9 protein-coding genes are annotated in these 21,817 nt (G+C 42.4%); 3 read left to right on the top strand and 6 right to left on the bottom strand.

Annotated features, from left to right (window positions below; all coding sequences use genetic code 11):
- Positions 1-326: 326 nt before the first annotated feature.
- The 6 genes from fldA to AM629_RS05125 all read right to left on the bottom strand — a co-directional run bounded on the left by fldA (position 327) and on the right by AM629_RS05125 (position 8,348).
- Positions 327-857 carry a flavodoxin FldA gene (fldA, locus tag AM629_RS05100; RefSeq protein ID WP_054476740.1) on the bottom strand — a complete coding sequence of 177 codons (531 nt, stop codon included), beginning with the start codon at positions 855-857 and terminating at the stop codon, positions 327-329.
- A gap of 171 nt (positions 858-1,028) precedes the next feature.
- Positions 1,029-1,319, bottom strand: coding sequence for a LexA regulated protein (ybfE, locus tag AM629_RS05105; RefSeq protein WP_054476780.1), 291 nt, complete (start codon positions 1,317-1,319; stop codon positions 1,029-1,031).
- A 139-nt stretch (positions 1,320-1,458) separates the two neighbouring features.
- Positions 1,459-2,427, bottom strand: a complete 969-nt coding sequence (locus tag AM629_RS05110) for a GlxA family transcriptional regulator (RefSeq protein WP_054476742.1) — start codon at positions 2,425-2,427, stop codon at positions 1,459-1,461.
- Positions 2,428-2,744: 317 nt separating this feature from the next.
- Positions 2,745-4,892, bottom strand: coding sequence for a type I secretion system permease/ATPase (locus tag AM629_RS05115; protein ID WP_054476743.1), 2,148 nt, complete (start codon positions 4,890-4,892; stop codon positions 2,745-2,747).
- 2 nt (positions 4,893-4,894) lie between these two features.
- On the bottom strand, positions 4,895-6,250 hold the full coding sequence (locus AM629_RS05120; RefSeq protein ID WP_054476745.1) for an HlyD family type I secretion periplasmic adaptor subunit: 1,356 nt from the start codon (positions 6,248-6,250) through the stop codon (positions 4,895-4,897).
- Positions 6,243-8,348 (bottom strand): peptidase domain-containing ABC transporter, encoded by a 2,106-nt coding sequence (locus AM629_RS05125; protein WP_054476747.1) that lies wholly within the window; start codon positions 8,346-8,348, stop codon positions 6,243-6,245. Before AM629_RS05125 ends, AM629_RS05120 begins: the two co-directional genes overlap by 8 nt.
- A gap of 333 nt (positions 8,349-8,681) precedes the next feature.
- Between AM629_RS05125 and rtxH the strand changes: the two genes are divergently transcribed.
- From rtxH to rtxA, 3 genes are all read left to right on the top strand, one after another.
- Positions 8,682-9,038 (top strand): protein RtxH, encoded by a 357-nt coding sequence (rtxH, locus tag AM629_RS05130; protein WP_054476749.1) that lies wholly within the window; start codon positions 8,682-8,684, stop codon positions 9,036-9,038.
- 21 nt (positions 9,039-9,059) lie between these two features.
- Positions 9,060-9,521, top strand: a complete 462-nt coding sequence (gene rtxC, locus AM629_RS05135; protein WP_054476752.1) for an RTX toxin-activating lysine-acyltransferase RtxC — start codon at positions 9,060-9,062, stop codon at positions 9,519-9,521.
- 1,151 nt (positions 9,522-10,672) lie between these two features.
- Positions 10,673-21,589 (top strand): MARTX multifunctional-autoprocessing repeats-in-toxin holotoxin RtxA, encoded by a 10,917-nt coding sequence (gene rtxA, locus AM629_RS05140; RefSeq protein ID WP_054476754.1) that lies wholly within the window; start codon positions 10,673-10,675, stop codon positions 21,587-21,589.
- The last annotated feature ends 228 nt before the right edge of the window (positions 21,590-21,817 follow it).

Here is a 21,817-nt window from a genome sequence, read left to right on the forward strand (position 1 = left end):
CGCTGGAATAGCTTTACCGTCTATACCCTTCATCTTTCAAGATGCTGCTTTGTTGGATGCGTTCACTTGCCGCCGCCCTGCAACTTGAAATCTATTGGGTCTATTCTATTCGGTCATTTTATTTGCCATTCTTCATCATAAAAAGCGAATCTGGGCAGTGTTGTGTTCTGGCAAAAGCGATAGCTTTTGATAGAACTGCACGCGGCTCGCAGGGTGAGAAAAGCAATGTGCCCCAATACGCGTGTACACTCCAAATTTTGCACGCTGTCCGTGTTCACCATTGATAAGAATGGTTAGCACCAATAAACGCCTACTGAGGTAGGCGATTATTCTCCAAGAATTTCTGACAAACTCATCTCTTCACGGATCTGTTTGGTCCAGGAATTGACTCGTTCGTCTGTTAACTCTGGTTGGCGGTCTTCATCGATAGCAAGTCCGATGAAGTGGTTATCATCAGCCAGACCTTTTGATTCCTCGAAGTGATAACCTTCGGTTGGCCAGTGACCGACGATGATGGCTCCGCGAGGTTCAATAATGTCACGGATAGTTCCCATGGCATCACAGAAATACTCTGCGTAATCCTCTTGATCACCACAACCAAAAAGGGCGACCAATTTCCCGTCAAAATTGATCTCTTCCAGAGTCGGGAAGAAATCATCCCAGTCACACTGTGCTTCACCGTAGTACCAGGTAGGGATGCCTAGCAGCAGAATATCGAACTGTTCGATATCTTCTTTGCTGCTTTTGGCAATATCATGGACTTCAGCAACGTCAGAACCCAGAATTTTCTGGATCTTTTTGGCAATATTTTCTGTATTGCCAGTATCGCTGCCAAAGAATATACCTATAATTGCCATGAAATGATATAACCTCTTGTTTTATCTGTGTATTTCTGTTTGAGATATACGTATATAAAATGTCGAAATCAGCAGAAAGTTTCTGATTGCATTAATAAAAAAATAAAGCCCTATTTTGACCAAACAGCAAGGACAATTCTGTCAAATTTGTGTGGTGCTGTGCTTTCAATACTATGATGCAGTGATGTCACTTTCTGCTAGCTGGGCTAGCAGAATTTGCTCAATGAGTTCACTGCGGCTGATATTGCGTTGTTGTGCAAGAAAGTTCAGTGCATCTACTGCGTCAGCATTTATTTTCAGCTCCACACGACGCAAGCCTCGTACCTTATCACGGCGAAGCTGATTACGTTTATTGACTTTAAGCTGTTCATCCCTGGAAAGTGGGTTGGTTTTTGGGCGCCCCGGTCTGCGTTCATTTGCGAACAAATCCAGAGTGGTGCGGTCCATTTGTTCTTTTGCCATAAATTCAATTAATAAAGGGCGTATACCATAAAATATAGCACGCCATGATACCCCAGCTTCCAATGTATCGCTACTGCCTGACAAAGATAAAAAGCAGTGTAATTGTTTATCTGCAAAAGATTGTCAATGAGTACCCGCTTTAGCGGTACTGGTATTTTCTACGGTATTCTATCGGTGTTAACCCATTAAGTTTCTTAAATAACTCTCTAAAATAGCGAGTATCTTCATAGCCAACTTCATGACTAATCTCTTCTATGGTTTTATTTGATTTTTCTAACCGGCATTTCGCCAGAGATAACCGGATTTGCTGGATATATTGAATCGGTGTCTGGCCGGTCGCGGTTTTAAAACGTCGCTTCATTTGCCTTTCGCACAGGTGAATTTTGTTTGCTAAATCGCCAACAGATAATATGTCTGATGGGGAGGAATGCATCCAATCCTGTAGCTTGTGGATTAGCGTGTCTGAATGTTGGCGGTAGGGTACAAAACTTGCCAGAGTATGTGGAGGAGCGCCTTCCATATCACCAAATATTAGTTGGCTACAGGTTTCTCTGGTATTTTGACCATATATCTGCTCGACAATGTGCATCATTACATCATTGTATTCATAGGTACCGGAAGTACAGAAAATATTGTTATCGCTGGTGACTTTTATTTCCGAATGTAACTGCACTTGCGGAAACATATCCTTAAATAAGTTGGTAAGCAGCCAGTGTGTGGTGGCTTTGCGATTATTGAGCAAATTAGCTTTAGCCAGGACAAAGGAGCCAGAGCAAATAGAAACAATAGGAATATTTTTTTCTTCCATCATTTGAAGCCAATCTAAGGTTTCCTGGGTACAAGAATCCAAGTTGTTGTAGGGGATTCCAATTGAACCAACGAGCACAATATCTGTTTGTTTAATTTCTCCGATAAGTTTATTGGGTTTTAACCGTACTCCTCCCAGCCCAACAGCATCTTGATTATCCGGTGTGACGATATTTATTTCTGGCTCTGGTGCTCCGGCTAAATGAGCGGCAGTGGTTAGGATTTCTATCGGGCCGGTAATAGAAGTCAGAGATCCTCCTGAAAATACTAAAGCGCTTAAAGAAACTGGATTCCTGTCCATAAGAATTCTCCAACTTAAAAATTAAGAGGTATAAAGGTATTTGATTTACCTAATATATTAATAACTGACTGTTACAATTTAAATAATTTAGTTACATTCTATTGTTTTTTGAAACAAATAGTATAGAAATAGATACAGTTTGGGCCAAAATTCATCTATACCCGTCATCTTTCAAGTTGCTTCTTTGTTGGCTGCACTCACTCACCCCGGTCACATAGTTATCTATGCTCTCGGGGATTCGTTCCCTTGCCGCCGCGATGCATCTTGAAATCCATAGGGTATATTTCTTGTTGGAAATTAAGCTGGATTGTTACAACTTAGCTTTTGCCAACTTGCTGATTCCATAAATGAGCGTATAAACCTCCTTGCTGAAGCAGTTGGTCATGTGAAGCAAATTCGACGATTTGTCCCTGATCTAACACACAAATTTTATCGGCATGGCGAATGGTATTGAGTCTGTGAGCTATGCTAATGACTGTTCTATTGCGGCATATTTCATCCATATTTGCCATGATTGCCGCTTCGGATTCATAGTCTAGTGCGGAGGTAGCTTCATCGAGGATCAGAATAGTTGGGTTGACGAGAAGTGCCCTTGCCAATGCGATTCTCTGTCTTTGACCGCCAGAGAGATTTGAACCCTTTTCTCCGACTGGATGTGCAAAACCGTGAGGAAGAGATTGAATAAATTCAATAGCACCGGATAACTCAGCTGCTCGATAGACTTCTTCATCGGTTGCGTTGGGTTTACATAGCCGGATGTTATCGGTGATGCTACCGGAAAACAAAATACTTTCCTGGAGTACAACACTCATATTGCGGCGTAAAGAGACGGGATCAGCAATGGCTAAATCCATACCATCGACCAGAACTTGCCCATGTTGAGGTACATAGAGTCTTTGTAACAAACGGGTAAGAGTACTTTTACCTGAACCAGATGGCCCTGTTATACCAATAAATTCGCCGGATTTTATGGATAACGAAAGGTTTGCCAGCACTTCCGGCGTGTCATCATGATAGCGGAAACGGATATTTCTGAATTCAATCTGGCCTTCCAGCTCAGGTACGGAAGCCAGCCCCTGTTTACTGTTTTCCATCGGCTCATCAAGAATATCACCCACACGTTTCAGGGCGATTAATGTATGTTGAAAATCCTGCCAAACTTGTGCGAGCCGGAGGATAGGTTGGGTGACATGTCCGGCAAGCATATTAAAAGCAATGAGCTGCCCAGGGGTCAGTTCACCACGTAAGACTTCGGTTACTCCCCACCATAAGAGGATGGCTGCGGTAAATTTTTGGACAAAATCGATTCCCTGTCCGGCGATTAGACCACTTTTCTGTGCTGCGAAGCTTTTCGTTAACTGTTGGCTGAGAATGCGTTGCCACTGATGTAAAAAACGGTTTTCAGTGGCGGTTGTTTTAATGGTTTCAATCCCTGTGACGGCTTCAGTCAGAAAACTTGTTGCATTGGCATCACTTTCATATTCTGCTTCTACCTTGCGACGAATAACCGGTCCGGCAATTATCCAGAGTACGAAATAAACGAAGAGTGAACCAATGACAATCCAGGTCAGTATCCAGGCATAATAAAACATAATGCCAATAAACATGATGACAAAGATGAGATCCAGTAACAGCATCAAAGTAGAACCGGTCAAGAACTGGCGGATTTGTGACATTTCTCTGACTCTGGCAATGATCTGCCCTGTTTGTCGTTGTTTAAAATATTGCAACGGTAAACCTGTCAGATGACGATATAATCTCCCGGATAGTTCAGAATTTATCTGGCTTGCCATATGCCCAAAGACAGTATTGCGCATAAAGCTATATAAAGGTTCTGCAAGGGCAATGGCGAGCATAGCCATACCTAATACATGAAGACTGGATAAACTTCGTCCTACCAACACCTTATCGATGATGTTCTCAAACAGAATTGGGCTGATCAGTGCAAAGAGTTGAAGAACAATAGCAAATAAAAACAGATCTCTTATTTGATTTTTCTGCCGGAAAATTGAGGGATAAAACCAATTCAAGCTGAATTTGATATGCTTTTTAATTAATTCCTGATCTGCGATCAAAAGAATTTTATATAAATTTTCTTTGGTATCATCGGGTAAAGAGAGTAACCGTATTTGCTCAGTAACAGGATCGAGAACTGTCATATTGGCGTTATTGATTTCAATAAGCACCCACCACTGTTGCTCCAGTTCGATCAATGCGGGTAAGGGCAAAGTTGGTCCGGTATTGGCAGTTAAGCGTTCAATTTTACTGTGCAGTCCGATGGTGTCGGCGGCTTCACGTAGTTGTAAATCACTCAGATAGAGAGAATCAAAACCAAGGCTGTGTTGAAGTTGATCGACTGTGGCTGATTTATGAAATTGTTTCCCCACATAGACGATGCAATCCAGCGCCTGATTATTATGGGCGTAATCGTTGGAACTGGTAGTAGAAGATAGCAATACGTTCACGATTATTTCTCCCTCAATGCTTCAGACTGATACTCTCTGATAGGACTCAGGAGATAATCGATAACGCGGCGTTGATCAGTTTTGATTTCTGCGACAATTGACATACCCGGGGTAATTTCAACACTGGTATTGTCTATGACAATATGACTACTTTTAAGGCTTACCTGAGCAGGAAAGACCAGCCCTAATTGTTCATCAGTGGTTGAATCTCTGGAGATGCTCATCAGTTCACCGTCGATAGTGCCATAACGTGTGTAGGGGAAGGCGTCTACCTTAACGGTGACCTGCTGTCCGGGATAAACAAACCCAGCATCTTTGTTTAAAATTTGCACTTCTGCCAGTTGTACATCGTCATCAGGTACAATTACCATTAAGTTTTGTGCCGGTTGCAGTACCGCACCTAAGGTATGCACACTGAGTTGTTGCACAGTTCCTGTGACAGGGGAGCGAATGACTTCGAGTTGTTCCCGTACCTGAGCTTTTGAAAGTTCTTGTTCTAAGACGACCAATTGAACTTCGGCCTGTTTTCTTTTATCAAACCATTCGCGTTCTTTTTGTGTTTTCAGGCTGTTTAGTCGTTTTTCAAGGTTAATATATTGTGATTGCAGAACATTAAGTTCGGCACTTTGCTGAGCAATCAGACGTTCTGTTTCCAGGAACTCTTTTTCCTGTTCAAGATATTCAACTTTACTGATCACTTGTTTCTCACTTAAGGTTTGGCGTGCCTTTAAACGCTGGCTAATATTCTGCCTAAGCTTAGTGAGCGCATTAATGTCACTTTTTCGTGCTTGTTGAGAAGCGAGATTGACGTTCATCTCTGCTTTCAGATTTGTTATGCCCGCTTCATATTCTCTTTTCTCACGGGAATAGTTTTCAATAATTTGTGTTTGTTGAGATATTGGCAATGTTTGAAACAGTTCCTGTTCTGCTGGTTCTTGTTCCTCAGTCAAAGCTTGATAACGAATCTTTTCATGGACTTGATATTCAATCTGCTTGAGTAATCTGGCGATATCTTGATTAACGCCAAGTGTATCTAATGTCAGGAGTGGTGTATCTTTAATCACCTGCTGTCCGTTCTGAACATGGATAGCTGTCACTCGGCTTTGTTCATACGCTTGAATTATCTGAGAGCGACCGGAGACAATCAGGCGGCCAGTTGCTGTTGCCTGAACATCCAATTTACCCAGATATGCCCAGAGCAGCGCTATGATGATGCCTACACTAAGCATGATTGCGGTGTAGCGGGCAAAAGGTGAAGGAGGACGCTGAGATAATGCTAAATGTGTTGGCAAGAAATCATAGTGCTGTGGGCAAAAGCCCAACCGGGTTTTAATTTTATCCTTAAACGCCTTAAGCATGATAAGGCACCTCCTGTTTCAATTCCTGTTGCAGTTGCCAGAGCTTCCGGTACTGCTTGCCGTGCTTAAGTAGTTGCTCATGCGAGCCTTGTTCAATAATTTCCCCCTGATTAAGAACAATGATGCGATCACAATGACGCACAGTTGAAAGCCGATGTGCGATAGTGATGACGGTTCTGCTCTGTGCAATTTCTGCCATATTTGATTGAATGAGTGATTGTGACTCATCATCAAGCGCACTGGTTGCTTCATCGAGAATGAGAATTTTGGAGCCTGCAAGTATGGTCCGAGCAATGGCAAGCCTCTGACGCTGACCGCCGGATAGAGATTGCCCTCCTTCTGCTATGATTGTGTCATATCCCATCGGCAGTCTGAGAATGAATTCATGAGCGCCCGCTAGTTTGGCGACTTTAATCACTGATTCCAGGCTGGCATCGGGTTTTGATTGAGCAATATTTTCATATACTGTTTTGTTAAATAAGAAATTTTCTTGCAGAACCACTCCAACTTGTTGCCTGAGTGTTTCGATACCTATATTTTGCAATGGAATTCCATCTAAGGTGATCGCGCCTGTTTCCGGTGAGTAAAGGCGGAGTAATAAACGTGCTAACGTGCTTTTGCCTGAGCCGGAAGTGCCTACGATACCAATGGTTTCTCCAGCGCTTATATCAAGATTAAATCCTTTAATGGTGGGAGGAATATCGGGTTGATAACGAAAGACAACATTGTTAAATGAGACCGCCCCTTGCAGAGTGATGGGCTGTTGGCCGGATTGCTGCTCGGTTGGTAGGTTTAACATATCGCCTAATTTATCTACGGCTACCCGCGTTCTGATAAATTGCCCCCAAAGCTCTACCAGCCTGGCTAATGGTTGGGAAGTATGGTTTACCATCATATTAAAAGCGATTAACTGACCAATGGTCATTTGTAGTGATAAAACTTCTGATGCACCTAACCAGAGAATCGCGGCATTGGTAACTTTTTGCAGTAGCATAACAATATGGTTTGAACGATTACCAAGTTGCTGTACTGCATAACTGGTATTAATCATCTTCTCAGTTTGGCTATCCCAGCGGCGAACAAATCTCGGTTCTACTGCCAGGCTTTTAAGGGTTTCGGAACCGGAAACGGTTTCCGTCAGAAAAGAAGTATTGATTGCTGCATGAGTGAATTGTTCTTCAACGGCTTTTTCCATGCGAGGCGTCAGCCACCATGCCAGAATGGCATAAAAAGGAATTGTGGCGATAAAAACCCAGGTCAGCGTGCTGGATAACAGGCTCATCACATAGATGAAAACAAACATAAACAGCACATCGACGGATAAGGTGAACATTGAACCGGTCAGAAATTCCCTGACAGTATCCAGTTCGCGCACCCGTGTGACAATTGCCCCTACCTGACGGGATTTAAAAAAGAGCAAAGGTAGCCCGAACAGATGCCGGACCAGCTTTAATCCCAGTTTGATATCGATACGGTTTGCGGTATGAGCGTATTGGTATTCGCGCAATCCCCTTAACATCACCTCTATGATTCCGGCGATAATTAAGCCAAAGATTAATACATCAAGGGTCGATAACGCCTGATGGATTAATACCTTATCCATAACCACTTGAATGACTAAGGGAGAAATGAGTGCAAGAACTTGTAGTACAAAAGAAAATAGCAATATTTCACCCAAGTTTTTCTTTTGTGCCATAAACTCTGGAATAAACCAACTAATATCAAATTTTGATTGTTTTTGTTTTATCTTAATCCATTTTCCATTCCATTCTTCCGTCAGTTTTTTAGCAGACCATATTTCTGGGGTTTCTTTATTCACCTTCTGAATGAGTGAGCTTTCTTTATCCGATTTGGCTAAAACAAAAGGTAGGCCATTATTATCAAACAAGATTGCTGGTAATGGTATGTCATTGTGTTTTTTTCTTACAGACGTCTTATTTGCAAGAGATAAGTTAAATTTTTTCTCTATATCTCTTATATAAGATTGGTAACAACTCGCGTCTTTTAGATTATCAATATCAATAGTATTGTTTTTTCCATTACATATCATCAATATTAACTTTAATGATGATATGGTTAATTTTTCAATCTCATTCATGAAAAAACATCTTTAGAATTTGCATAGAGTATTAATAAAAACAGAGCATTATGTTGCCTGTTTGTTATGTTTTCATTTAATTGTCACTTTATTATCTTATATTTGTTGTTGGTAACGGTGTGTAGGTAAATAGGACTATGTATGGGGGGTAAAAAGACTTTCTGATATATAAATATTGTCTTTGAATTTTTGCTCTATATTATTTTATTTGATTCACTCATATAAAAGCATTTATAGCTAGATAACTTCATAATATCTTTGTATTTAATGCTTTCACTGTTGTACGTATTGTACAATCTTATTAATAAGTTGTTTGTTTTTTGGTAAATAAATATGTCTGAAAAATTTGTACAAACTGTCTCTAGCGTCAATTATAACAAGGGCGTTTTCTCTCTTTATTTTGTTGGTCAGGAATCCAATCGTATGGCGAATGGAGTAATGGCGGAAAATGACAATGAACTTGAATTAAAACAAGTTATTCATATGCCAGCATCGGGATTTATGTATATGGTGTCGATGGTTAAAAATATGTTGGAAGATCCACGCATGGCGGCTGAATTTGATAAATTGATAGCGGCAGGGTTTTTACCGGCGCCGCAATTGCCGGAAGAACAGATTACATCAGAAGCTGAAATTATGGTGGAAGAACCTGCGAATGCGAAGAAACGTGCAGCTAAAAACGAAAAATAACATCTGATGGTTGAATAACGCATGGCGATTATACATCAGCCAGTGAAACTGAATACCGCAGAAATACAGGCAATGATCGGAGGAGTGATGCTATTGAGCCAGCATTCTCCTCTTCATCGCAGATATTTGGTGTCTGAATGGCAGCAGCGTATTTTGCCTGCATTTGAACTCAATCAGTTTTGCTACTATGAAGATGAACATGGGCGCCCTATTGCTTTCTGTAATTGGGCTTTTTTGTCGGAACAAAATCGGGAGGAACTGCTTGCGGGAGAAAGAGAGCTTACTCATACGGATTGGCGTTCAGGTCCATATATCTTTTTTCCCGAAATGATTGCGCCTTTTGGTCATGGGCGTGAAGTTGCCAGAGATTTACGCCGCCGTGTCTTTTTGCCATGGAAAGGCCAGAAAGCTTGTACTGTCCGCGGAAAACTTGATACTCAAAATAATCGTTGTATCCGTCAGGTACAGTGGTTCTTTGTTTAATTTCAGTATTATTTAATAATAAAAAGTGGCTCATTGAAAAGTGGCTCATTTCTCTATGCAGGTTTAACTGTCTTGGTTGGGGGTGTTCAAACAGAATTTTCTTACAGAGCTATATACCCAATAGATTTCAAGATGCATCGCGACGGCAAGGGAGCGAATCCCCGGGAGCATAGATAACTATGTGACCGGGGTGAGTGAGTGCAGCCAACAAAGAAGCAACTTGAAAGATAACAGGTATAGTTGATTCGTCTGAGACTTTTCGTCTGAGATTAACCCCAGGAATAGAAAATTATCTATTAAGACGTCGAAATTAGATGAAACCAAAATGCCGATACATACAATGTGGTTTACATCATTACCCCAGATAATGAACAGTTTTGTTCCGGTGGTAGGTAATAGTAACTTTATTGGCTATTATTATTTCCTACTAAAATAGTAGGATATTATTATCTCATTTACTTATATTTTTTTAATGGTTATAATGTTCAATGTTTTAATAATGGTGGAATGAAATAATTGATTTTAATTAATGGGATTTATGTTTTAGTTTGCTCGTTACTTTATTGTATCTCCTGTTTTTTCTATATTTTCGTGGAAAAACACATCCGCGTTAAATATCTTTTTTGATTTTTTTATCTCAGCGATGTTTTTTAAAATGTGTTTATAGATGTATCAGTTTAAATTTTTTCTGGACTTGATATTTTTCTTGTTATACACGTTTTATTAATAAATTATTTTTGGGATAAAGGTGTGCCTAAGAAATTTGTGCAAATAATCTCTAATGTTAATGATAATAACGGTATCTTTTCTCTTTGTTTAATTAAACAGAGATAAAACTTTATAGAGAATAGAATGATAATAATCATGAATTAAACAAGTTTTTAAAGGATATCTAATTGATTTTTAATTATTTTTTTTGACTATTAAAAGGTCAGAGGGTTTGCCCTATTTTATACCCGTCATCTTTCATGGCTGCGTTCACTTACCCCAGTCACATAGTTATCTATGCTCCTGGGGATGCGTTCTCTTGCCGCCGCGCTGCAATTTGAAATCTATTGGGTATATAAGAAATTGAATATTCAAAGCAATCGCTACATTCGTTAGATGTATGGTTTTGGTCTTAATTTCAACGATAAATTAAAGGACGATTGATGGGGAAATCATCAAATAGAAGTACAGAGTACTTCTTTACTGGAAAATATTACGACGATAATAATGGTAATAGTATTACTGCTATTGGTGTTGGTGGTGAAGTTTATGCTTATGGCGGAGATGATGATGTTATTGTGGGTTCATTAAAGGTCGATGTATACCATACGAATGGTGAACTTTCGGTAAAGGGAGCTTCAGGTTATACCGGTATTCGTAAAACGGGAAATGGCGGCCTGTCATTTGCAGGTGCAGCCGGGACGGCTTTTATTGATCACACCGGTGAAACGGGGAATTTATATTATTCGGGTGCGGCTGGCTATAACAAACTAGTTCGTAAAGGTTTATCTGGTGATACCAGTTTTAAAGGTGCTGGTGGATATAATCAGTTATGGCATGAAACTAACCAAGGCGATTTGTATTTTGCTGGTGCAGGAGTTGCTAACGAAATTGACCGTACTTGGTTTAACCGTTATCAAGGCACTCAAGGAGATGTGACATTTAATGGTGCAGGTGCTGCAAATAATATCAGTTCGCGAGTAGAAAGTGGCGATATCACTTTGAATGGTATTGGCGCTGATAATCATATTGTGCGTAGAGGTAGAAAAGGTAACATTATCTTGCGTGGTGCGGGCGCATCAAATCGCATTGAACGTATACGCCATAGTGAAGATGTGTATGAACAGACACAAGGTGATATTACTCTTGAAGGTGCGGGTGGTTATAACAAACTCTATTCTGATATTGCCCACGGCAATATTTATTTTACTGGTGCCGGGGCTTATAACAAAATTACCCGAACCGGTGTGAAAAATGAAATAGAATTTGCTCGGGCTAAAGATATTATCATGACATCGGCAACAGTGGAGGGCCGTTGGATTGAGCAATCTCAGCAAGTTACAGCGATTAAATCCACCATAGAGCCAGATACTTATCTTTTTGCATTTGCTGATGAAGTTAATACCAAAGTTGTTGCTGTGCGGCTACAGAATAATCCTGATACCGGTGAGCTCCGTTATGACTCCACTTCTTGGTATAAGAAAGGTCACCATCTTAAGAACTTGGCAGCGGAAAATATCTCTGTAAACAACGGATTTTTCCCGATTAAATACGAAGGGGCTATCACTCTCTCTAATATTAACCTTATATATCGACAAAAAAACACGATACAGGGTGTTGAGGAAGCATTATTAACAGATAAATGGGTGACTTATGCTGGTGGTACGAATGTTAAAGCAGAAGATGTCACACTGAATGATGCCAAAATGGGCGGATATGCAATTGGTTCAGACGGTTTTAAAGTCGATGTTTCCGCGGTTAAATCGAACGTTCAACCGAATACTTATGTGTATGCGGCATTTCTGGAGCCCTATACCAAAGTGGTTGCGGTTAATCTGAAAAATGATCCTGAAACAGGAAAGCTGAAATATATTGCAAGAGCTTGGTATAAAAAGGGTAACCATACAGATCGTTTAGTAAATGAAACGTTTTCCTATCCTCATGGTTACAAATCAATAGGTGCTGGCTATACCTTAAGTCAGCTTCATTATGATCTAAATGTAAAACACGATGTCACTGATTCTTTGACTAATCTTGAAGGTTATTCTGAGCAAGATCTTATCAAATTATCAAGAACGGGTGGTAATAGTGCTGGTGATATTTATTTCAACGGTGTAGGTGGTGGAAACATTATTATATCCAATGTGACGCACGGTAATATTAATTTCACCGGAGCGGGTGCGGCTAACGTTATTCTGCACAATTCAACATTTGGTAATACGCATTTTGAAGGCGGCGGTGCTGCTAATGTGATTGTAAAAAGTGGTGAAGAGGGCGATCTATCGTTCCGTGGTGCTGGTTTAGCAAACGTCATTGTTCACCAAAGCCAGAATGGAGAAATGGATATTGACGCTGGTGGTGCAGCAAATGTTCTCGTGCGGGTCGGGGATGGGCGATATCTGGCTCATCTTCTGGCTTATGGCAATATCTCAATTCACAAAGGCAACGGTAACAGTCGAGTACTGATGTTGGGGGGATACAATACTCATACCCAAATAGGTGATGGTAGCGCGGATTGGTCTGGGGTGGGCGGTTTTAACGTCATCACCCAAGCGGGAAAAGGGGATATCTCCTCTGTACTTTTGGGCGGCGCTAATGTGTTGACTAAGCTCGGCACGGGTGATCTGGTTTCTGGCATGCTTGGTGGTGCCAATATTATCACGCATCTCAGTGATGAGACTGAAACGTCAAACACCACAGCCATAACATTTGGCGGAGCCAATATCCTGACTAAAAAAGGGAAAGGTAATGCACTGACGATAATGGGCGGTGGTACAAATGTCCTTACACATGTTGGTGACGGTAATACCACGGGCATTATGTTAGGTGGCGCAAATATCTTGACCAAAGTCGGACAGGGTGACACGACTGGCATCTTGTTCGGCATTGGTAACGTATTGACCCATGTTGGCGGTGGCTTGACATTGGGCGTGATGGCAGCAGCAGGCAATATCTTCACTAAAGTCGGGGATGGTACATCTATTGCGGCTATGGTTGGCGCGGGCAACCTCTTTACCCATGTTGGCAAGGGGGATGCGTGGGCGTTGATGGGCGGTGCAGTAAACATCTTTACCAAAGTGGGTGACGGTAATGCGCTGGCACTAATGATCGCGGCTGGCAACGTGTTCACCCATATTGGTGATGGCACAAGTGTTGCCCTGATGCTGGCAAAAGGCAATATCGCGACCAAAGTGGGTAACGGCATAACTCTGTCAGGGATGATTGGCAAAGCCAATGTGTTTACTCATGTGGGTGATGGCAATACCTTTGCTGCCATGATCGGAGGTGCCAATGTGCTGACTAAAGTTGGTAATGACATGACTGCCGCCTTAATGATGGGTAAAGCCAATATCTATTCGCATGTGGGTAATGGTACCAGTATTGGCTTGTTCGCTGGTGAACTGAACGTGATGACCAAAGTCGGTGATGGTACGACATTGGCGGCAATGTTTGGTAAAGCCAATATTATGACCCATGTGGGAGATGGCTTAACCGGCGTGTTAGCACTGGGTGAGGCCAATATCGTTACCAAAGTGGGTGATGATTTTATGGGAGTCGTTGCAGCGGCGAGAGCGAATGTTATTACGCATGTCGGCGACGCGACAACTGCTGGCGTACTGCTTGGCAAGGGCAATATTCTGACCAAAGTGGGGAATGGTACGACAGTTGGCCTGCTTATTTCCGATATGGGTAATGTTATGACTCATGTCGGCAATGGTTTGACCGTGGGTTTCGCCAAAGGTAAAGCCAATATCATAACCAAAGTGGGGAATGGTACTGGGATTAACGCCGTTTGGGGAGAAGCTAATATCCTGACTCATGTCGGTGATGGCAACCGTTACAACTTCGCTAAAGGTAAAGCAAACATCATTACCAAAGTGGGAGATAAGCAGGAAGTCACGGTCGTCCAGGGGGCTGCTAATATCATTACCCATGTTGGCAATGGTGATGATTACACTGGAGCTTGGGGCGAAGCCAACGTTATCACTAAAGTGGGAGATGGGCGTAATGTTGTGCTTGCCAAAGGTAAAGCTAACATTGTCACTCAGGTGGGTAAGGGCGACAGTTTTAATGCCTTATGGAGTGAAGGAAATATCGTCACTAAAGTCGGTGATGGTGTACAGGTTATTGCGGCAAAAGGTAAAGCTAACATCACGACCATGGCGGGAAATGGTTTAAGTGTGACCGCAACGCAGGGTGATCTTAATGTAAATACCAAAGTGGGTAATGGTGTTTCAGTTAACGTGGCGTGGGGGAAATATAACGTCAACACCACAGTTGGAGATGGCCTTAATATTGCGGTCATGAAGGGTAAAGGCAGTGCCAATATTCATGTTGGTGATGGTCTGGGTATCAACGCCTTTTATGCACGTAATAATGTGGCGATTAAAATTGGTAACGGTGATTTTTACAGTTTTTCTGTGGCAGAAAGCAATAAACTCCCTTCCCTTTTTGAGAATATCAAACAGACAGCATTAGGTGTAGGAGGCAGTCAGGCCATCAACTATCTGATTCAAGGGGATGAAGCTAACACGTCCGGGACACATCAAGGCAGAGGCGCGATTAATTTAGCGGAAGTTTCTGCTATTGATGGCTTTCAGATGGATGAAATTTCGCCGGTAAATTCAGATTTAAACCATCGTCTCAATGGTGCTGTAACCGCTGTGGAAACCCCGGATGTGGGGTCAATAGAAAGTGCTTTGAATCGAAAAACGCGATCTGTATCAGCTCAGAATGAAAATCTGATCATTAATGGTGACTTTGAACAAGGTGATCGGGGTTGGCAATCAACCAATGGTATAGAAGCATATGGTTCAGCGAATACCTATGGTCTTGATAACGCTGGCCATGGTGAGCGAGTTAGTGAACTTGATGTCGATAAAAACACCACGATTTACCAGGACTTGCAAGACTTGTCTGAAGGAGAAGTGATTTCACTGAGCTTTGATTTTACTAATCGTCCAGATGCTTATATTACTCAAAGTGGTATGGAGGTTTTTTGGAACGGAAAACAGATATTCTCAACGTCTGGAGATACTGCGAAATGGCAAAATAAAACGCTGAAATTAACGGCAACAGCCGGCAGGAACCGCATTGAGTTTAAAGGAACCGGTTTGAATGATGGCATAGGCTATATTGTGGATAACATTATTGCGAGATCTAAGAATCCACGAGAAACCAATGTTGTTACCGAACATGTAAAACAGGATAAAGCGGCGCAAAATGCGTTAAGTGATAAAGAAAAAGCGGAAAAAGATCGCCAACTACTGGAACAGGAAAAAGAGAAACAACTGGCAGCCATTGCAAAATCGCAATCCCAATTAGAATTAACGGATCAGGCTGCGCTTAACCAAAGTGGGCTGATACAGCGTAATGCGATAGAAGCAGAAGCACAGGCGGAGACTGACAAACTGATTTCCATGACGCAAGGTTTGGATATACTTGATAACTATGCCAATTACAGCGGTCAATCAGGTAACCCGTGGCGCAATCAGTTTGCTAGCCAATTCCTGGACCATATTCAGGATAAGTTGAATGACACCAAATTTATTGCACAGCGAAAATTAACGAATGTCCGACAATCTATTACGGATAACCAACAACAAGTAAAAGAAGCAGTTAAGAAATCCGAGGTCGGCGTAGCGCAAAGTGAACAGCATCATGCCAGTGCAAAACAAGATATTGCAGAGGCTCAGAAAAAAGCAGCGTTAAGAAAAGAAGAAGCATTATTGCAACAACAACGGGCCAAAGAAGCGGAAAATGACGCAAATATTGCCCATCAAGGGGCGGAATATCGGGGTAAACGTGATATTGCTGCGGCTGCAAGTAAGATTGCTCAAGTACAGGCAGATGCTAAAGAGGCAAAACAGAGTGATTCCAGACCTGATCGTACTGGTGCTGGTGGTAGTGGTTTGTCTGGCAAAGCCTACGAATCGACAGGAGCAGGGGAAACAAGTCGTTATATTGATCCCGAATTAATACCGGAAGCTGAAAAAAAATTCTACAAGGGATTGACCGAAGAAGAGCTACAAGCGTTGGATGGTGCCAAACAAGCGGTTGATCGTCTACAGATAAATGCCGGTATTCGCGCAGAAAATACCCGCGTTTTAACTACTTCAAAATTTGCCAAAGCACAATCTGCCAAAGCACAATCTGACGACGTAGTGATGCCAACTTCGAACAGCTCAGATGAGCTTGTCAGAAAAGTGCCGCGAATTTCAGGCATTAATCTGGAATCGTTGGGGAATGATGTCAAAATAGAGCAGAAAAATTCCGCTATATTTGAAAGTGCAAAATTTAATTTATTGAAAGAGGGAAATAAGCTATTTATCAATCCAAATGTACGAACATTGAGGCGGAAAAGGCAACTCAGTAAAGCGCTGACGGCTGTACGGGATATTTTCTATAAAACGATGAGCCATTTTGATGAAGAGCATGTGATGCAGTTTGAGCAGGCACTTTCTCATTGGCAACAGAGTAACTCAAAGGAATTTGCTCTGCGTATCAGTCAAGTGAACTTAATACGTTTTAGGATGGGCCGGATGATGGAGCACTTGCAGGCCCAGCGCGCCGAATCTGCTGGCGTCCTTGGGATCGCCGTGGCGCCTCAACATGTTGAACGACTTAATCAACGAGTCATATTTGATGGAACCGGACGTATTGTCGGTTTGCAAGGTAGTGTCACCCAAGACGAAATTAATCAACTTGTTAAATGGAAAATTACACCTTTAACTCGAAAAAACTCGACTGCTGAACGGGAGGCACCTAAGACCGAAAGTGAAAGCCTCATTGTTTTCATGAGCCGATTGGAAGCCGCGAATATCCCGGAAGCGGGGCCTTTGATTGAACGGGCCAGGGAACTCTGGCTCACCGGACAAGTCACATCTCAAGAAACCATCCGGTTATTTAATGATGCGGTTAGCCAGTTACATGCATACCCTGAGTTACATGGTTTGGTATTGTCATTACAGGCTGACGCTCACAGAGAAAAGTCAACTACCCAATATATTGACAACTTATTTGGCCGTCGTTTTGATTCTGAATTGGCGCATACGTTGGTGAAAACCGCATCACCGGATGTGATAGCCGCCTCCAGGCGGATAGGTCAGTTTCTGGTGCAGGAGTTTGAGTTATATATGCAAAGTACTTCTGGCTCAACCGAGCATGACCGGCAGATTGCTATCAGGATGCAAGCTTTTGCCGAAAAAATTAAAAAGGATATTCGTCCTTGGTTCAGTCGAGTACCTGAACTGACTACATTCTTGCAAAAACCGACCTTTGATAATTTTAAGATTATGATGACCAAGGTGGATAACGGTTTTGAAATGATCAAAATTCCGTTTCTGGCGGTAAAAATGTCGAACACTGATGGTATGGGGTTACATTTATCTCAATGGAAGGCGGAAGCGGATATTTTCTATCGGGATGAAGTCTATAAGGCTCGTTCCACCAGTAGTAAGTTAACGAATATGGCTGATGTTACTTACAAAGTGAAGTTATCTGAACAGCAAACTAATGATTATGGTATTGCACTACCTTACCAGCCATCTGGTGATCAATATGAAGATTTTCTATATGGCAGAAAGGTTGCAGCGGGCAGAATACTGACGCCCGGACAGGAAACCGCACTTGAGCGTAACGCACTGGTACAAGGGCATTCCGTGGTGACGGGAGCCTCTGGATCAACCAATATCATGGTTCACCTCAATAACTATATTGCTAGTCAAGATCCCACTTTCTCGCAGGAGCAGGCATATCTTAATACTTTGGTGTTTCTGGTATTTGATGGTGGTCATTCGGTTAATGAAAGTTTGGTGGTCTACAAAGCGTTGCAGGAGACCGGTGATGAGCGCCGGCAGGTACTGCAAAACTACACTGCTAGTTATAGGGATCTGATGGATATTGCCGGAGATAAAGGAGAACTATGGATAAATCAGGCATTAAATAGTGCATTTGAGAAGACCCAACATCTTTATCGAGAAAATACCCCAGAGAGAGAACAGAACGACTCTTCGGTGGATGCATTGCAAGCGTTATCGGGCAAAAATAAAACATCAGAGTTAGTCTCCGGTTATCAACATAAAAATCGGGATACGGTAAAGAATTCGCTGCAAAAGAGGGGGGATCGTGAAATGCGTTTTGGTGGTCAGATCATTATTCAGATGGAAAATGACCCGATTGTAGAAAAGGCAGCACTCAATCTGGCGGGTAAACACCCGGATTATAGCGTCATTGTTAAATTCGATTCTGACGGCAAATATCATGTCATTTACGGTGATCCTGACAGCTTATCAGGTAAGTTACGTTGGCAGATTGTTGGCCATGGCCGTGATGAATCGGAACACAATAACACGCGCTTAAGTGGTTACAGTGCCGATGAATTGGCAATAAAACTAAAGCAGTTCAGTCAGAACTTTGAGCCGGCAGGTAAACCTGATCGTATCAGCATTGTGGGTTGTTCACTGATTAGTGATGATAAGCGGAACGGTTTTGCCTATCGTTTTATTACCGCTTTAGATGAACAGGGCATCCGTAGTGATGTTTCAGCGCGTCGTAGTGAAGTGGCTGTTGATGCAACGGGCCGTAAATTTACCCGCGATAAAAAGAATCAGTGGGTTAACAAATTGGATGATAACAAACTGGTATTGCGCTGGAATGAACAGGGTGAACTAACAACCACAACAGAAAAATTGCGTCGTGGTGTGGCTGAAAGCGATATCAACCTCGCCAGGGTGGGGTACACAGACGCTGATTCGGTAGCTAAAGGAGCAATTGCGGATAATCATCATATTTTCACTGCGCCAGGAAAGCATAAAAACAGAATAGAGATCAGCTCCAACCCTCAATCGGATAAGCCGCTGAGTTACACCGGTAATATACAGGTAAACGTGGGTGATGGTGAGTTTACTGCGGTCAACTGGGGAACATCGAACGTGGGTATCAAAGTGGGTACCGGTGGTTTTAAATCACTGGCTTTCGGTGATAACAATGTGATGGTGCATATTGGTGATGGTGACAGTAAGTACAGCGTTAATCTTGGCGGCTATCAAGCACTTGAAGGGGTGCAGATGTTTATTGGTAATCGTAACGTCAGTTTCAATCGGGGGCGCAGTAATGACTTGATTGTCATGATGGATAAATCTATCCCAACGCCACCGTTAGTTAATCCATTTGATGGTGCGGTTCGTATTACTGGCGTATTGAAGTCGATTGCTCGTTCCAGCGAAGAGGGGAACTGGTTGACGGCGCAAGAGCGGCAGTGGACGTTATCTGGGGCAAAAAAATTTGTGCAGGATATGTCTGGCTTAGACCAAACTAGTAGCGTGGACTACAAAACACTGGCTGATCTGGATTCGCAGCATGAACGCAGTAGCCGTGGTTTGAAAAGTGACACGGAAGCAGCATTGAATAAGAAATACCACCAATGGTTAAGTAGCAACGGCAACAATACTGAAACGGGCAAAATAAGTCGTGCGGGTAAATTCCGTCAGGCCAATGAAAAATTAGCCTTCAATTTTGCGGTAGGTGGTCAGGGAGCGGATATTCAGGTCACAACAGGTAGCTGGAACTTTATGTTCGGTGACCATATTCAATCGATTCTGGATACCAACCTGGGTTCACTGTTTGGTTTGATGACGCAGCAGTATTCAACAACGGGCATGGCGAAGACAACATTTACCTACACGCCACAAGACTTACCGCGTCAGCTTAAGAACAAACTGCTTGGTCGGTTAGCCAGTGTGAATGCAGATACCACTTTAGCGGATATTTTTGCTGTGGATTACACCCCTGAGGGACAGATTGTTTGCCGTACTGGCGAACCCGTTGATGGCGAGGCGATTCTGAAAGAAATGCTGGAAGTTATTAACAAGTTTGGTGGTGATCAACTACGTGCTTTCACTGATCCGGATAAATTGATCGATAATTTGAAACAGAACGCCGATATGAGTGCGGATAGTATTGAATCATTTTTTGTCACCCACGGGCTAAAAGAGAAAGCGCCTGATGAAAATCGGGAAAAGAGTGTGCCGGCTGCCATCAACAATGGGAATATTCAGGCGAATGACAAACCAGAGCGTGCATTGGGCTTTAATTCGCTGAATTTGCCTAATCTGTTTGCGACGATATTCAGCGAAGATAAACAACAAGAGATGAAATCGTTAGTGAGCAATCTGAAAGAAAATCTAACCGCAGATCTGCTCAATATGGAGCAGAAAACGTTTGATTTCTTGCATAACAGTGGTCATCTGCAAGGGGATAGCGATATCCATGTATCGTTGGGGAACTACAATTTCAACTGGGGCGGTGACGGTAAAGATCTCGGTGCTTATCTGGGCGATAACAACAATTTCTGGGGAGGTCGTGGTGATGATGTTTATTACTCAATTGGCACCTCTAACATTTTTACCGGTGGTGAAGGTGATGACTTGGGCGTTCTGATGGGACGTGAAAATTGGATGTTTGGCGGTAAGGGTGATGATACCGCCGTGGTCGCCGGGCGCATTAACCAGGTATTTATGGGCGAAGGTAATGATCAATCCTTTGTCTTTGGTGAAGGTGGCTTTATTGATGCCGGTAATGGACAAGACTATGTTGTCACCTCCGGTAACTATAACCGGGTGGATACTGGTGAAGATCAGGACTATGCTGTGACCATCGGTAATAACAACCGGGTTGAGTTAGGTGAAGGCAATGACTTTGGCCGAGTGTTTGGTAATGCTAACCGAATTGATGGCAACACGGGTGACGATGTCATTAAACTGATGGGCTACCATGCGGTGATTAATGGTGGAGAAGGTGATGATCATCTGATAGCAGCCACCATTTCGAAATTCAGCCAGTTTGACGGTGGTGATGGTCAAGATCTGCTGGTTCTGGGGGGATATCAGAACCGCTTCCGGGGCGGGGCAGGCGTAGACAGCTTTGTGGTCAGCGGTAAGGTGATTGACAGTCAGGTTGATGATATCAATGCAGAAGATATGATTGTCTTTAACGGAATTGATTGGCAAAACCTATGGTTCCAGCGTAGTGGATACGATTTAGTGTTATCAGTGAACCGTCGTACTCAGGATAAAACGGCTCAGGGACTCTTTGAATCGGTGGGCTCAATCACCTTTAATGATTACTTTAATGGTCATCGTGCCAAGATGGTGATTCATATGGAGAATAAAGACTCTTCAGAGCAACGTGAATTCACGGCACTTTCTGATAATGCGGTTGATTCATTAATCCAGGCAATGAGCGGTTTTGCTCCGACAGCCGGTGATAATGGTTTTATTGAAAGTCTGGATAGTAAGGCGAAAGCGGTCATTACAACAGCGTGGACGGATACCGTGATGGGAAAAGGAAAATTTGCCTGATTAATTTCGCTATAAGATAAGTAAAAAAGTTGTCGTAAAGTAGATAGCATACTTAAATTAAAGGATAACCAATAGGTTGTTATTGAGTATGCTATTGAATCTCCTGTTCATTGAATATACCTGTTATCTTTCAAGTTACCTCTTTGTTGGCTGCGTTCACTTGCCGCCGCGCTGCAACTTGAAATCTATTGGGTATAAATTAAAGCAGGATTGACGGCAATATTTGAC

Origin of the sequence: Photorhabdus heterorhabditis, from assembly GCF_001280945.1 — a bacterium.
In the GTDB taxonomy this organism is placed as follows: Bacteria; Pseudomonadota; Gammaproteobacteria; order Enterobacterales; family Enterobacteriaceae; genus Photorhabdus; species Photorhabdus heterorhabditis.